The sequence below is a fragment of the Zoogloea sp. 1C4 genome, assembly GCF_009469605.1.
Classification (GTDB): Bacteria; Pseudomonadota; Gammaproteobacteria; order Burkholderiales; family Rhodocyclaceae; genus Zoogloea; species Zoogloea oryzae.
Map to the genome: position 1 here is coordinate 160937 of NZ_SSXU01000007.1, position 13158 is coordinate 174094.

Sequence of the window (13158 nt, forward strand, 5' to 3'; positions counted from 1 at the left end):
GCCTCACCCCATGAAGTTGGACGCCCTGCAGCAGGCCATCGGCCATCGTTTTTCCCGGCCGGCGCTCCTGGAGCAGGCGGTCACCCATCGCAGCTTCGGATCGCCCAACAACGAGCGGCTCGAGTTTCTCGGCGACAGCGTGCTCAACTGCGTGACCGCCGTCGCCCTTTTCGGGCGCTTCGACAACCTGCGCGAAGGCGACATGTCGCGCCTGCGGGCCAACCTGGTGCGCCAGGAAGCCCTGCACAAGCTGGCCGACGGGCTCAGGCTCGGCGAATACCTGCGCCTGGGCGAGGGCGAACTGAAGAGCGGCGGTCATCGCCGCCCGTCGATCCTCGCCGACGCCCTCGAAGCCATCATCGCGGCGGTGTTTCTGGATGCCGGCTTCGAGGCAGCCAAAGGGGTGGTCGATCGCCTCTACGAAAAATCCCTGGCTGCGCTCGATCCGGCCCGCGCCCTGAAAGATCCCAAGACGGCGCTGCAGGAATGGCTGCAGGGCAGGCGGATGCCGCTGCCCAAATACTCGCTCGCCGATACCCGCGGCGAAGCCCACCAGCAGGAATTCGAGGTCGAGTGCGAGATCGCCGGCCTTGGCCTCAAGACCCGCGGCATCGGCGTGAGTCGCCGCGCTGCCGAACAGCAGTCCGCCCAGCGGGCGCTGGAACTCCTACCCCAGAAATGACCGAATCCAACACCACCGCCGCGGGCGGGCAGCCGATGCGTACCGGCTTCGTCGCCATCGTCGGCCGCCCCAACGTGGGCAAGTCGACGCTGCTGAATAGGCTCATCGGCCAGAAGATCAGCATCGTCTCCCGCAAGGCCCAGACCACCCGTCACCGCGTGACCGGCGTGCTGACCGAAGGCCAGGCGCAGTACATCTTCGTAGACACCCCGGGCTTCCAGACCCGTCACAAGAACGCCCTCAACCGGGCGATGAACCGCACCGTCACCCAGGTGCTGGCGGATGTGGATCTGGTGCTCTTCGTGATCGAAAGCGGCCGCTTCGGCCCCGCCGACGAGCAGGTGGTCAAGCTGCTGCCCGAGGGCGCCAAGGTGATCCTGGTGGTCAACAAGATGGACATGCTCGAGGACAAGTCCAAGGTGCTGCCCTTCCTCCAGAAGATGAGCGCGGTCTATCCCTTCGCCGAGATCGTGCCGGTGTCTGCCGAGAAGGGCCACAACACCGCCCAGCTCCTGAAGGCCGCCGAGCCCTACTTGCCCGAAGGCGAGTGGATCTTCGGCGAGGACGACATCACCGACCGTAGCGAACGCTTCCTGGCGGCCGAATTCCTCCGCGAGAAGCTGTTCCGCCAGCTCGGCGAGGAGCTGCCCTACGGCATGACCGTCGAGATCGAGAAGTTCGAGGCCGAAGCGGGCATGCGCCGCATCAACGCCGCCATCATCGTCGACCGCGACGCCCACAAGGCGATGGTGATCGGCAAGGGCGGCGAACGCCTCAAGCGCATTGCGTCCGAAGCCCGCGTCGAGCTCGAGAAGCTCTTCGAATCCAAGGTCTTCCTGGAGGTGTGGGTGAAGGTCAAGAGCGGCTGGGCCGACGACGAGCGCGCGCTCAAGAGCCTCGGCTACGAATAAGCCGGCCCGGGGCAGCCTGCCGTGAGCGCCAAGCAGCGCGTCGACCAGCAGCCGGGCTTCGTGCTGCACAGCTACCCGTATCGCGAGACCAGCCTCATCGTCGAGGTGTTCAGCCGCGATCACGGCCGCGTCGGCCTGGTGGCCAAGGGCGCGCGGCGCCCGGCCTCGCAGCTGCGTGGTGTGCTGATGGCCTTCCAGCCGCTGTTCATCGACTGGAGCGGCGGCGGCGAGATGAAGACCCTGATACGCGCCGAATGGCAGGGCGGTCAGCCACTGCTTGGTGGTCAGGCGCTGCTCTGCGCGTATTACGCCAACGAACTCCTCATGCGCCTCATGCCCCGCGAAGACGCCCATCCCCGGCTTTACGCCGCCTACGGCGAAGCCCTGCGGGCGCTGGCGGCGGGGGATTCCCAGGAAGTCGTCCTGCGCCGCTTCGAGCTCGCCCTGCTGCAGGAACTCGGCTACGGCCTGCTCCTCGAAACCGATGCGGACGACGCGCCGGTCCGGGGCGATACCCGCTACGCCTATATAATCGAGCGCGGTCCGATCTCGCTGGAGGGCTTCGATGCGGCCGGCGACGAATTCGCCACCGTCACCGGCAAGACCCTGCTCGACATGGCCGCCGGCGATTTCCGCGATCCGGAAACCCTGGCCCAGAGCAAGGCCCTGATGCGCCGGCTCATCCAGCATTACCTCGGCGGGCAGCAGCTCCAGTCCCGCCGCGTATTCACCGAACTCTTTGCCTTTCCCGGAGACCTCTCTTGATCGAACTCGGCGTCAACATCGACCACGTGGCCACCCTCCGCCAGGCCCGTCGCACCTGGGAACCCGACCCCGTGTGGGCGGCCGTCGAAGCCCACCTGGGCGGGGCCGACGGCATCACCGTGCACCTGCGCGAAGACCGCCGCCACATCCAGGACGAGGACGTGCGCCGCCTGCGCGACCTCACCCAGATCAAGCTCAACCTCGAGATGGCCGCCACCGACGAGATGGTCGGCATCGCCTGCGGCATCAAGCCCGAGATGGCGATGTTCGTGCCCGAAGGCCGCCACGAGGTGACCACCGAAGGCGGCCTCGACATCGTGTCCCAGGAATCGCGCCTGAAAGATGCGGTCTCCCGCCTGGCTGACGCCGGCATCATCGTCAGCGTCTTCATCGACGCCGAGCCGGCCCAGGTCGAAGCCGCCGCGCGCATCGGCGCCAAGGTCTGCGAGATCCACACCGGCCCCTACGCGCACGCCTTCCACGCCGCTGGGCGCGACGCCGAAAGCCCCGCCGTGCTGGCCGAGATCGACAAGATCGCCCGCGCCGGCGAGGCGATCCGCGGCCTTGGCCTGCGCTTCAACGCCGGCCACGCGCTCAACTACTACAACGTCCAGCCGATCGCGCGCCTGCCGGGCATCCGCGAGCTGCACATCGGCCACTCCATCGTCAGCCGCTCGGTGTTCTCGGGCATGCGTGAGGCGGTGCGCGAGATGAAGCGCCTGATGCGCGAAGGCGCCGCCCTCGGCCGTCAAGCGTGATCCACGGCATCGGCACCGACATCGTCCGGGTCGCGCGCATCGCCGAGGCCCTGACGCGCCACGGCGCGCGCTTTGCGGCGCGCGTGCTGGATGCCACCGAGATGCCGGCGTTCGAGGCCGCCGCTCACCCCGAGCGCCTCCTTGCCAAGCGCTTCGCCGCCAAGGAAGCCTTCGGCAAGGCGCTCGGCACCGGGGTCGCCGTGCCGGCCACGCTCCACGCGGTGCGGGTTGGGCACGATGCTCTGGGCAAGCCCCTGTTCGAGTATTCCCCTGCGCTCGCAGACCACATGCGCGAGCGGGGCCTCACGGCCCACCTGAGCCTTTCCGACGAAGCCGAATACGTCGTCGCCTTTGCCGTCATCGAAAAACCATGAAGCCTTCCCACGCCCAGCCCGGCCCGATTATGCTCGACGTGGCCGCCCACGAGGTCACCGCCGAAGAGCGCGAAATCCTGCAGCACCCGCTGGTGGGCGGGGTGATCCTGTTCGCCCGCAACTACGCCGAGCCCGAGCAGCTGCGCGCGCTCACCGCCGCCATCCGCGCGGTGCGGCCGGAGCTGGTGATCTCCGTCGACCACGAAGGCGGCCGCGTCCAGCGTTTCCGCGACGGTTTCACCCGTCTGCCGGCGATGCGTCGCTTCGGCGCCGTGTGGAATGACGATCCCGCCGCTGCCACCGCCGCGGCACGCCACGCGGGCTTCGTGCTGGCCGCCGAACTGCGCGCCCATGGCGTCGATCTCAGCTACGCGCCGGTGCTCGATCTGGACTACGGCGTCAGCAGCGTGATCGGCGATCGGGCCTTCCACCGCGATCCCCAGGCCGCCACCGAGCTCGCCCGGGCGGTGATCGCCGGGCTGGCGGACGCTGGCATGCGCGCGGTGGGCAAGCATTTTCCTGGTCACGGCGCGGTCGAGGCCGATTCCCACGTGGCGATTCCCATGGATGGCCGCAGCTTCGATGCGGTGTGGGCCGACGACATCCAGCCCTTCCGCAACCTGGCGTTGGAACTGGGCGGCGTGATGCCCGCCCACGTGATCTTCGAAAACATCGATCCGCGCCCGGCGGGCTTCTCGCCCTTCTGGCTGCAGGAGGTGCTGCGCGGCCGGCTCGGTTTTGGCGGGGTGATCTTCTCCGACGACCTGACCATGGAAGGCGCCAGCGTGGCGGGTGACATCGTGGCCCGCGCCAGCGCCGCCCACAGCGCCGGCTGTGACATGGTGCTGGTGTGCAACCGGCCCGATCTGGCAGTGCAGCTCATCGACCGCTGGCGCCCGGAGGTGAGCGCCGACAGCGCCGCCCGCGTCGCCGCCCTGCGCCCGCGCCCCGGCACGATGCCGGCTGATCCGGAAACCCTGGCTGGCTGGGCGCCCTACGTGGCTGCCCGCGACAGCGTGCTCGCCCTGGCCTGATCCGCCCGCGCCATGAGCTTCGACGCGAAGGCCTTCCTGCGCACCCTCACCGAGGAGCCCGGCGTGTACCGGATGATCGGCGAGGGCGACGCGGTGCTCTACGTCGGCAAGGCCAAGAACCTCAAGCGGCGGGTGTCGTCCTACTTCCAGCGCACCCAGCTGTCGCCGCGCATCGCGATCATGGTGGGGCAGGTGGTGCGCGTCGATACCACCGCGACCCGCTCCGAGGCCGAGGCGCTGATCCTCGAAAACAACCTCATCAAGAGCCTCGGGCCCAAGTACAACATCCTCTTCCGGGACGACAAGTCGTACCCGTACATCGCGCTGTCGGCCGGCGAGTTTCCGCAGATCTACTACCACCGCGGTGGCTTCCGGAAGGGCGAGCGCTACTTCGGGCCTTTCCCCAACAGCTGGGCGGTGCGGGAGACCCTGCATCTGATGCAGAAGATCTTTCGCCTGCGCACCTGCGAGGACACCACCTTCTCCAACCGCTCGCGGCCTTGCCTGCTGCACCAGATCAACCGCTGCACCGGGCCGTGCGTGGGGCTGATCGACAAGGAGGCCTACGCAGGCGACGTGCGTCTTGCCAGCCTGTTCCTCAACGGCCGCCACGGTGACGTGGTGGATGATCTGTCCCGGCGGATGCAGGCGGCGTCCGACGAGCTCGCCTTCGAGAAGGCGGTCGTCTATCGCGACCAGATCCGCAACCTGCAGGCGGTGCTCCACAAGCAGTTTGTCGAGAGCGCCAAGGACGAGGACGTGGACGTGATCGCTGCGCTGGAGCGGGGCGGCATGGTGTGCGTCAATCTGGCGATGATCCGCGGCGGACGCCACCTGGGCGACCGGCCGCTGTTCCCCAGCAACGCCCAGGGCGTCGCGCCGCTGGATGCGCTGGTGGCCTTCGTCGAGCAGCACTACCTCGATCATCCGCTGCCCGGGCGCATCCTCGTCAACGGCGATCCGGCCGTGGTGAAGGAGGCGCTGGACGAAGTCATCGAAGGCAAGGTGACGGTCGTCGCCGCCCGCTACGAGAACGAGCGCGCCTGGATCGGCATGGCCGAGAACAACGCCAGCCTCGCGCTGCTGGCGCGGGAGCAGGAGTCCAGCCGGGGCGAACAGCGCCTCGAAGCCCTGCGCGACGCCATCGGCCTTGGCGACGTGCCCAGCCGCATCGAATGCTTCGACATCTCCCACACCATGGGCGAGGCCACCGTGGCGTCCTGTGTGGTGTGGGACGGCAAGGCCATGAAGAAATCCGAGTACCGCCGCTACAACATCACCGGCATCACCGCTGGCGACGACTACGCCGCGATGCGTCAGGCGCTCACCCGGCGTTACGAGAAGGTGGCGGCGGGCGAGGGCGTGCGGCCCGACGTGATCCTCATCGACGGCGGCAAGGGCCAGATGGGCGTGGCGAAGGAAGTGCTCGCCGAGCTGGGGCTCGAATCCATCACCATGTTCGGCGTGGCCAAGGGCGAGAGCCGCAAGCCGGGCCTCGAAGAGCTGGTCTTCCCCGACGGCCGAGAGCCGGTGCATCTGCGCCCGGACGCGCCGGCCCTGCACCTGATCCAGGAAATCCGCGACGAAGCCCACCGTTTCGCCATCACCGGCCACCGCGCCCGCCGCGCCAAGACCCGCAACACCTCCCGCCTCGAAGACATCGCCGGCGTCGGCCCCACCCGTCGCCGCAAGCTGCTGGCGGCCTTCGGCGGCATCGATGGTGTGCGCAACGCCACGGTCGAAGATCTGTGTCGCGTGGAAGGCATCAACCGGCATCTTGCCGAACAGATATATACTTCCTTGCGATAGCAAGCGAACGCCGACATGCCTCTTAACATCCCCAATACCCTCACCTGGGCGCGCATTGCGCTGATCCCGTTTTTCGTCGGCATTTATTACTTCCCGGACAACGTGATCTCCCCTGAGGACAAGAACTTCGCGGCGACGCTCACCTTCATCGTGGCCGCGGTGACCGACTGGTTCGACGGCTACCTGGCGCGCTCCCTGGGCCAGACCTCGGCCTTCGGCGCCTTCCTCGATCCGGTGGCCGACAAGCTGATGGTGGCCGCCGCGCTCATCGTGCTGGTGCACCTGGGGCGGGTCGATTCGCTGATCGCGCTGGTCATCATCGGGCGCGAGATCACCATCTCGGCGCTGCGCGAATGGATGGCCAAGGTCGGCGCCGCCGGCAGCGTGGCGGTGGCCTTCGTGGGCAAGCTCAAGACGGCGGCCCAGATGTCGGCGATCCCGCTGTTGCTCTACGAAGCCCCGGTGCTGGGCTTCGACAGCATCGGGCTGGGCACCGTGCTGATCTACGTGGCGGCGGTGCTCACCCTGTGGTCGATGGGCTACTACATGCGCTGTGCGTGGCCGGAGCTCGCCAAGCGCAGCCGCTAAGGCGGGCTCTACAAAATCTTCCGAAAGTGCTTGACGCCGCAGTTACAGTGTCTATAATGGCGGCTCTTTCAGGGCGGCAGTAGCTCAGTTGGTAGAGCGCAACCTTGCCAAGGTTGAGGTCGAGAGTTCGAGACTCTTCTGCCGCTCCAAGAAATTTTGAAGGGAAGCAGTTTTTGGATGCTTCTCTGTGAGGTACACGGCGCGATAGCAAAGCGGTTATGCACCGGATTGCAAATCCGTGTAGGTCGGTTCGACTCCGGCTCGCGCCTCCAGGCTAGAACAAAGCGGCAGTAGCTCAGTTGGTAGAGCGCAACCTTGCCAAGGTTGAGGTCGAGAGTTCGAGACTCTTCTGCCGCTCCAGAACAGACGGGGAAAACGATGAATCGTTTTCCCCGTTTTTGTTTTGTCCTGTCGCTGTAGCCTGTCTGCAAGACGCCTGTTTTCAGCCTGTCATCTCGCCTGCCCAGAATCGTCACGAACGGCGCGATACCTCATCCGCCGATTGGGGACAGGCATGCAATCAATTCTTGAAACGGGCATCCGGCAGATCCTGCGCCGCCTCTTCGGGTCGGACGTGGAAGCCTTCATTCTGGACGACGACTGGCAGGGGTTGCTGTTCGTGCCGGATTTCGGTGCCGATCAGCGGGTGTGCGTGCCGGCCGAGCCGGTTGCTGAAGCGCATTTCGCGCAATGGCCCTACGCCGGCGACACCGCTCCGGCGGCGGCCGGCTGAGCTTCCGGCGCTCCAAACAAAAACGGCTGGCCTCAGCCAGCCGTCGCTCCGCCGGGGCGCTTCAGAAGGCGGCGATGCCCGTCTGAGCGCGGCCTAGGATCAGGGCGTGGATGTCGTGGGTGCCTTCGTAGGTGTTCACCACTTCCAGGTTCACCATGTGGCGGACGATCCCGAACTCGTCCGAGATCCCGTTGCCGCCGAGCATGTCCCGTGCCACGCGGGCAATGTCCAGCGCCTTGCCGCACGAGTTGCGCTTCATGATCGAGGTGATCTCGGCAGAGTCCGTCCCCTCGTCCTTCATCCGCCCCAACCGCAGGCAGCCCTGCAGGCCCAGGGTGATCTCGGTCTGCATGTCAGCGAGCTTCTTCTGGATGAGCTGGTTGGCAGCCAGCGGCCGGCCGAACTGCTTGCGGTCGAGCACGTACTGGCGGGCGCGATGCCAGCAGTCTTCCGCGGCCCCCAGCGCGCCCCACGCGATGCCGTAGCGGGCAGAGTTGAGGCACGTGAAGGGGCCCTTCAGGCCGCGCACGTCCGGGAAGGCGTTTTCCTCAGGGCAGAACACCTCGTCCATCACGATCTCGCCGGTGATCGAGGCGCGCAGGCCGACCTTGCCGTGGATCGCCGGGGCTGACAGGCCCTTCCAGCCTTTTTCCAGCACGAAGCCGCGGATCTTGCCGGCGTCGTCCTTGGCCCACACCACGAACACGTCCGCCACCGGGCTGTTGGTGATCCACATCTTGCTGCCGCTGAGGCTGTAGCCGCCGTCCACCTTGCGGGCGCGGGTGATCATGCTGCCCGGGTCGGAGCCGTGGTTGGGTTCGGTGAGGCCGAAGCAGCCGATCAGCTCGCCGCGGGCGAGGCCGGGGAGGTATTTCTGCCGCGTGGCCTCAGTGCCGAATTCGAAGATCGGCACCATCACCAGCGAGCTCTGCACGCTCATCATCGAGCGGTAGCCGGAGTCGACACGTTCGACTTCCCGGGCGATCAGGCCGTAGCTCACGTAGCTGAGGCCGGCGCCGCCGTATTGCTCGGGGATGGTCGGGCCGAGCAGGCCCAGCTCGCCCATCTCGCGGAAGATTGCGAGATCCGTGTGCTCGTGGCGGAAGGCTTCCACCACGCGGGGCGCGAGCTTGCCCTGGCAGTAGGCGTTGGCGGCGTCGCGGATCTGGCGTTCGTCGGCGGTCAGTTGCTGGTCGAGGAGGAGGGGGTCATCCCATTTGAAGTCGATCATCGGGTCATCCTGGTCGGGTTGGGCGAACGCCCGGCGGGGCGCAGGCATTCATCATTCCGGATGATGCCGCAGCCCGGCCGGGGAATCACGCTGCGCTGCCGAAGGCGCGTTTTCTACATGCCCAGATAGGCGGCGCGCACCTGCTCGTCCTCGATCAGCTCGCGGCCGGTGCCGGTGAGGGTGACCGAGCCGGTTTCGAGCACGTAGCCGCGGTCGGCCAGCGCCAGCGCGGAGAACGCGTTCTGCTCGGCGAGGATGATCGACATGCCCTGGGCCTTGAGGGCCTTCACCACGTTGAAGACTTCCTCCACCAGCAGCGGGGCGAGGCCCATCGAGGGTTCGTCGAGCAGCAGCAGCTTGGGCCGGCCCATCAGCGCGCGGCCGATGGCGAGCATCTGCTGCTGCCCGCCGGAGAGCGTGCCGGCGGGGAGCTTCCGCTTCTCCTTGAGGATCGGGAACATGGTGTAGATCTTCTCCAGATCGCCTTCCACCTGCGTCCTGGGCTGGGTGTAGGCGCCCAGGCGCAGGTTGTCCTCGATGGACAGCGGGCCGAACACCTGGCGGCCTTCCGGGCTCTGGCAGATGCCCCGGCGCATGCGCATGTCGGCGCGCAGCTTGGAGATGTCCTCGCCGTCGAAGACGATGCGCCCGCTCATGGGCTGCACGCCCGACAGGCTGCGCAGGAAGGTGGTCTTGCCGGCGCCGTTGGCGCCCACCAGGGCGACGGTTTCGCCGCGTCGCACTTCGAGGGTGATGCCCTTGAGCGCCTTGATGCGGCCGTAGCTGCTTTCGAGGTTGGACACCGACAGCAGCACGTCCGGCTGACTGGCGGCGGATTGCAGCTCGCCGGCGCTGCTGGCGCCCAGGCCCACCGACACTGGCGCGAGGCTGGCAACCTTGTGGAACAGCTCGCGGAATTCGGCCCGGGCGGCGCTGCCGAACACCGGGTCGTCGTTGTCGAGGAAGGCGGCGTCGATCTCGGCCCAGTCGGCGGGGGTGAGCACCTCGCTGGCGAGGCCGTAGATGTCGCGCTCCTCCCTCTTGATGTGAGCCTTCTGGTCGTTGAGGTAGAGCCGGAAGGCTTCGGCCAGGCCGCCGATGGTGCTGCGGCCGGCTACGGTGTCGGCCAGTTGCTGGCGCAGGGCGAGGAGGTTTCGGGGGCCGTTGCGGTGCTCGGCCTGCAGGCGGTCGAGGAGCGGGGCGGCGGCGTCAGCGCGCTGGCGCAGCACGCGGAACAGGTGCTCGTCCTCCTTGCGGTGGTGGCAGCCGTCCATGAAGTGTTCGAAGTAGTCGAGCACCGAGGAGAGGAAGGCTTCCTCCACCTTGCGGTCGCGCTCCATTTCGGCGATGACCTGCTCGACGGTGATGGCGATGCGCCACAGATTGCGGTGCTCGTCCTTGATGATGCTGAGGGCTTCCATGGGGGTTCCTCGATTCACGCGTGGGCGCCCAGGTAGGCGGCGATCACGTCCGGGTTGCGGCGCACTTCCTCGCCGGTGCCTTCGGCGAGCTTCTTGCCGTAGTCGAGCACCAGGATGCGGTCGGAGAGGTTCATCACCATCTTCATGTCGTGCTCGACGAGCACCACGGTGATGCCCGAGTCGGCCACCTTGCGGACGAGGTGGTCCACCTCGATGGTCTCCTTGGGGTTGAGGCCGGCGGCGGGTTCGTCGAGGAAGATCAGGCGCGGCTTCATGGCCAGCGCGCGGGCGATCTCGAGGCGCTTGAGGGCGCCGTAGGGCATCGAATCGGCGCGGGCGTCGCGGTATTTCTCGAGGCCGACGAAGCGCATCAGCTCGAAGGCTTCCTCGCGCAGTTCGGCGTCGCGGCGGGTGAGGCCCGGCAGGCGCAGCGCGGCCTTGATGAGGTTGCGGTCCAGCCGCAGGTGAGCGCCGACCATCACGTTCTCGATGGCGCTCATGTTCATGCAGATCTGGAGGTTCTGGAAGGTGCGCGCCACGCCGCGGCGGGCCAGCTCGTCCGGCGACTTGCCGCCGATGGATTCGCCATCCAGGCGGATCTCGCCGGCGGTGGGCTTGTAGACGCCGGTGATGAGGTTGAACAGGGTGGTCTTGCCGGCGCCGTTGGGGCCGATCACCGAATAGACGATGCCGGCGTCGATGGAGAAGCTCACATCCTGCACGGCCTTCACGCCGCCGAAGTGGATGGAGAGGTTGGAGACGTCGAGGAGGGCGGGCATCTCAGGACTCCTGAAGGGCCGCCCCGAGGGAGGCCTGCGCCCCCTTGGGGGGCAGCGAACGAAGAGAGCGTGGGGGCATCTTTATTCAGCCTTTCCAAACTTGCTGGCCAGCGTGGGCACCAGGCCCTTGGGCAGGAAGATCATGCAGATCATCAGGATGGCGCCGAAGGCGACGGTCTCCCAGCCTTCGAAGGTGGCCAGTGCCTGGGGCAGGGCGGTGAGCAGCACCGCGCCGATCACCGAGCCATACACGGAGGCCATGCCGCCGATGACGACCATCGTGACGAGCTCGATCGAGTGGAAGAAATCCGCCAGGTTGGGGGTGACGAAGCCCACGTAATGGGCGGTGACGCTGCCCATCAGGCTGGCAAACACCGCGGACATCACGAAGATGGCGACCTTGTAGCGCACCACATCCACGCCCACCACGCGGGAGGCGACCTCGGAGCCGTGCAGCGCACGCAGGGCGCGGCCGAAGGGCGAGTCGATGAGGTTGAGGGACGCCCACACGCTCACCGCCAGCAGCGCGGCGACCACCCAGTACCACTGCTTGTCGCTGGAAAGCTCGAAGCCGGCCAGGCCGAAGGCGGGCACCGGCATGCCGTCGGGGCCGCCGGTCCATTGGGCCTCGTTGCGCACCGCGATGTTGATGATGATGCCGAGGCCCAGGGTGGCCATCGCCAGGTAGTTGCCCTTCAGCTTGAAGATCGGTCGGGCGACCAGCGCGGCGAGGATGCCGGTGGCGACGGCGCCGGCGATCATCGCCAGCACCGGGTGCCAGCCGAAGTGGGTGGGCAGCACCGCCGAGGCGTAAGCGCCCAGGCCCAGGAAACCGGCGTGGCCCAAGCTGATCTGGCCGGCGAAGCCGATCAGCAGGTTGAGTCCGAGCACGATGATCGCGTTGATCGCCATGCGGATCGCCAGATCCAGATAGAAGCTGTTGGGCAGCACGAAGGGCAGCACCGCCAGCACTGCGATGAGGATGTAGAGGCCGAAGTAGGCGCGTTTTTGCATGGTCACACCCGGTCGGTCACCTTCGCGCCGAACAGGCCGCGCGGCATGAAGAAGAGGATGAAGAGGATCAGCACGAAGGGGATCGGGTCCTTGTAGGCCGACGACAGATAGCCGGCGCCCATGGCTTCGAGGATGCCCACCAGCAGGCCGCCCACCACCGCGCCCAGGCCGTTGCCGAGCCCGCCCAGCACCGCCGCGACGAAGCCCTTGAGGCCCAGCATGATCCCAACGTCGTAGGAGGTGAGGGTGATCGGGGTGATCAGGATGCCGCCGAGCGCGCCCAGGGCCGCCGACATGGCGAAGCTCATGAACAGCACGCCGTTGGTGTTGATGCCGACCAGCTCCGCCGCGAGGCGGTTGTAGGAGGTGGCGAGCATCGCCTTGCCGGTGAGGGTGCGGTTGAAGAAGTACCACAGCACCACCACCACGATGGCGGTGACACCCATCACCCACAGGCTCTGGGGCATCAGGGTGGCGCCGAGGATCTCGATGGGCGTATCGCCCGAGAAGGCCGGCAGGCTATGGGTGTTCTTGCCGAGGAAGACCTGCACCAGCCCGCGGATCACCAGCGATGCGCCGATGGTGATGATGATGAGGGTCACCGTCTCGGCGCCCTTCACGGGCTCGATGGCCAGCTTCTCGATGAGGATGCCGACCACCGCCGGCACCAGGATCGCCAGTGCCAGCGCCGCCGGCAGGGGCAGCCCGGCCTGGGTGAAGAACACCGCCAGCATGCCGCCCAGCATGATGAACTCGCCCTGGGCGAAGTTGATCACGTTGCTGGCGTTGTAGATCAGCGTGAAGCCGAGGGCCGCCAGCGCATAGGTGGCGCCGACGGTGAGGCCGGAGAACAGGAATTGAAGCAGCTGGGCGAGCATCACGCACCTCCCGTCGGTGCGTGGTGGGGTCGATGAGTCATCGTGTCTCCTCTCGATCGAGTGGGCCGATCCGGCGCCGGGGACCAGGGTGGCTCGGCGGCCGAGATTCTATATTTTGTAATCGGTTCTGTTTATTAGAAATGATACAAAAAAGCTAGTCAAGCTAAATTTGTGTATCAAA

Annotated in this window: 14 protein-coding genes and 3 tRNA genes; 12 read left to right on the plus strand and 5 right to left on the minus strand. The window is 66.9% G+C overall.

Going from position 1 to position 13158, the window contains the following annotated elements:
- Nucleotides 1-10 precede the first annotated feature (10 nt).
- The 12 genes from rnc to GH681_RS11085 all read left to right on the plus strand — a co-directional run bounded on the left by rnc (nucleotide 11) and on the right by GH681_RS11085 (nucleotide 7654).
- Nucleotides 11-682: a ribonuclease III gene (rnc, locus tag GH681_RS11030; protein ID WP_153161524.1), complete on the plus strand. Its 672-nt coding sequence runs from the start codon at nucleotides 11-13 to the stop codon at nucleotides 680-682.
- Entirely contained in the window at nucleotides 679-1593 is a 915-nt protein-coding gene (era, locus tag GH681_RS11035; protein WP_153161525.1) for a GTPase Era, read from the plus strand. The genes rnc and era overlap by 4 nt, the downstream gene beginning before the upstream one ends.
- 21 nt (nucleotides 1594-1614) lie before the next feature.
- The gene (recO, locus tag GH681_RS11040) at nucleotides 1615-2358 is read left to right on the plus strand and encodes a DNA repair protein RecO (RefSeq protein ID WP_153161526.1); all 744 of its coding nucleotides are present in this window, start codon (nucleotides 1615-1617) and stop codon (nucleotides 2356-2358) included.
- Nucleotides 2355-3116, plus strand: coding sequence for a pyridoxine 5'-phosphate synthase (locus tag GH681_RS11045; protein ID WP_153161527.1), 762 nt, complete (start codon nucleotides 2355-2357; stop codon nucleotides 3114-3116). The genes recO and GH681_RS11045 overlap by 4 nt, the downstream gene beginning before the upstream one ends.
- Nucleotides 3113-3490, plus strand: coding sequence for a holo-ACP synthase (gene acpS, locus GH681_RS11050; protein WP_153161528.1), 378 nt, complete (start codon nucleotides 3113-3115; stop codon nucleotides 3488-3490). Before GH681_RS11045 ends, acpS begins: the two co-directional genes overlap by 4 nt.
- The gene (gene nagZ, locus GH681_RS11055) at nucleotides 3487-4524 is read left to right on the plus strand and encodes a beta-N-acetylhexosaminidase (RefSeq protein WP_228111873.1); all 1038 of its coding nucleotides are present in this window, start codon (nucleotides 3487-3489) and stop codon (nucleotides 4522-4524) included. Before acpS ends, nagZ begins: the two co-directional genes overlap by 4 nt.
- Before the next feature lie 12 nt (nucleotides 4525-4536).
- A complete protein-coding gene (gene uvrC, locus GH681_RS11060; RefSeq protein ID WP_153161529.1) occupies nucleotides 4537-6333 on the plus strand; it encodes an excinuclease ABC subunit UvrC in 1797 nt (598 codons plus the stop codon).
- 15 nt (nucleotides 6334-6348) lie between these two features.
- Nucleotides 6349-6921, plus strand: coding sequence for a CDP-diacylglycerol--glycerol-3-phosphate 3-phosphatidyltransferase (gene pgsA, locus GH681_RS11065; protein ID WP_153161530.1), 573 nt, complete (start codon nucleotides 6349-6351; stop codon nucleotides 6919-6921).
- 73 nt (nucleotides 6922-6994) lie between these two features.
- Nucleotides 6995-7070: transfer RNA gene (locus tag GH681_RS11070), tRNA-Gly, on the plus strand.
- A 49-nt stretch (nucleotides 7071-7119) separates the two neighbouring features.
- A tRNA-Cys gene (locus GH681_RS11075) sits at nucleotides 7120-7193 on the plus strand.
- A gap of 12 nt (nucleotides 7194-7205) precedes the next feature.
- Nucleotides 7206-7281 (plus strand) — tRNA-Gly (locus GH681_RS11080).
- A gap of 154 nt (nucleotides 7282-7435) precedes the next feature.
- Nucleotides 7436-7654 carry a hypothetical protein gene (locus GH681_RS11085; RefSeq protein ID WP_153161531.1) on the plus strand — a complete coding sequence of 73 codons (219 nt, stop codon included), beginning with the start codon at nucleotides 7436-7438 and terminating at the stop codon, nucleotides 7652-7654.
- Between the two features lie 61 nt (nucleotides 7655-7715).
- Here GH681_RS11085 and GH681_RS11090 read toward each other — a convergent pair whose 3' ends face one another.
- From GH681_RS11090 to GH681_RS11110, 5 genes are all read right to left on the minus strand, one after another.
- A complete protein-coding gene (locus GH681_RS11090; protein ID WP_153161625.1) occupies nucleotides 7716-8885 on the minus strand; it encodes an acyl-CoA dehydrogenase in 1170 nt (389 codons plus the stop codon).
- Between the two features lie 113 nt (nucleotides 8886-8998).
- Complete coding sequence (locus GH681_RS24130; protein WP_153161532.1) at nucleotides 8999-10306, minus strand: ATP-binding cassette domain-containing protein; 1308 nt, start codon at nucleotides 10304-10306, stop codon at nucleotides 8999-9001.
- A 14-nt stretch (nucleotides 10307-10320) separates the two neighbouring features.
- Nucleotides 10321-11085, minus strand: a complete 765-nt coding sequence (locus GH681_RS11100) for an ABC transporter ATP-binding protein (protein WP_153161533.1) — start codon at nucleotides 11083-11085, stop codon at nucleotides 10321-10323.
- A gap of 81 nt (nucleotides 11086-11166) precedes the next feature.
- Nucleotides 11167-12099: a branched-chain amino acid ABC transporter permease gene (locus GH681_RS11105; RefSeq protein ID WP_153161534.1), complete on the minus strand. Its 933-nt coding sequence runs from the start codon at nucleotides 12097-12099 to the stop codon at nucleotides 11167-11169.
- A gap of 2 nt (nucleotides 12100-12101) precedes the next feature.
- On the minus strand, nucleotides 12102-12977 hold the full coding sequence (locus tag GH681_RS11110; protein WP_153161535.1) for a branched-chain amino acid ABC transporter permease: 876 nt from the start codon (nucleotides 12975-12977) through the stop codon (nucleotides 12102-12104).
- Nucleotides 12978-13158: the final 181 nt, after the last annotated feature.

Bases quoted from the DNA above. Each gene is read 5' to 3' on its own strand.
- rnc (WP_153161524.1), top strand. From the start codon at position 11: ATGAAGTTGGACGCCCTGCAGCAGGCCATCGGCCATCGTTTTTCCCGG.
- era (WP_153161525.1), top strand. From the start codon at position 679: ATGACCGAATCCAACACCACCGCCGCGGGCGGGCAGCCGATGCGTACC.
- nagZ (WP_228111873.1), top strand. From the start codon at position 3,487: ATGAAGCCTTCCCACGCCCAGCCCGGCCCGATTATGCTCGACGTGGCC.
- uvrC (WP_153161529.1), top strand. From the start codon at position 4,537: ATGAGCTTCGACGCGAAGGCCTTCCTGCGCACCCTCACCGAGGAGCCC.
- pgsA (WP_153161530.1), top strand. From the start codon at position 6,349: ATGCCTCTTAACATCCCCAATACCCTCACCTGGGCGCGCATTGCGCTG.
- GH681_RS11085 (WP_153161531.1), top strand. From the start codon at position 7,436: ATGCAATCAATTCTTGAAACGGGCATCCGGCAGATCCTGCGCCGCCTC.
- GH681_RS11090 (WP_153161625.1), bottom strand. From the start codon at position 8,885: ATGATCGACTTCAAATGGGATGACCCCCTCCTCCTCGACCAGCAACTG.
- GH681_RS24130 (WP_153161532.1), bottom strand. From the start codon at position 10,306: ATGGAAGCCCTCAGCATCATCAAGGACGAGCACCGCAATCTGTGGCGC.
- GH681_RS11100 (WP_153161533.1), bottom strand. From the start codon at position 11,085: ATGCCCGCCCTCCTCGACGTCTCCAACCTCTCCATCCACTTCGGCGGC.
- GH681_RS11105 (WP_153161534.1), bottom strand. From the start codon at position 12,099: ATGCAAAAACGCGCCTACTTCGGCCTCTACATCCTCATCGCAGTGCTG.
- GH681_RS11110 (WP_153161535.1), bottom strand. From the start codon at position 12,977: ATGCTCGCCCAGCTGCTTCAATTCCTGTTCTCCGGCCTCACCGTCGGC.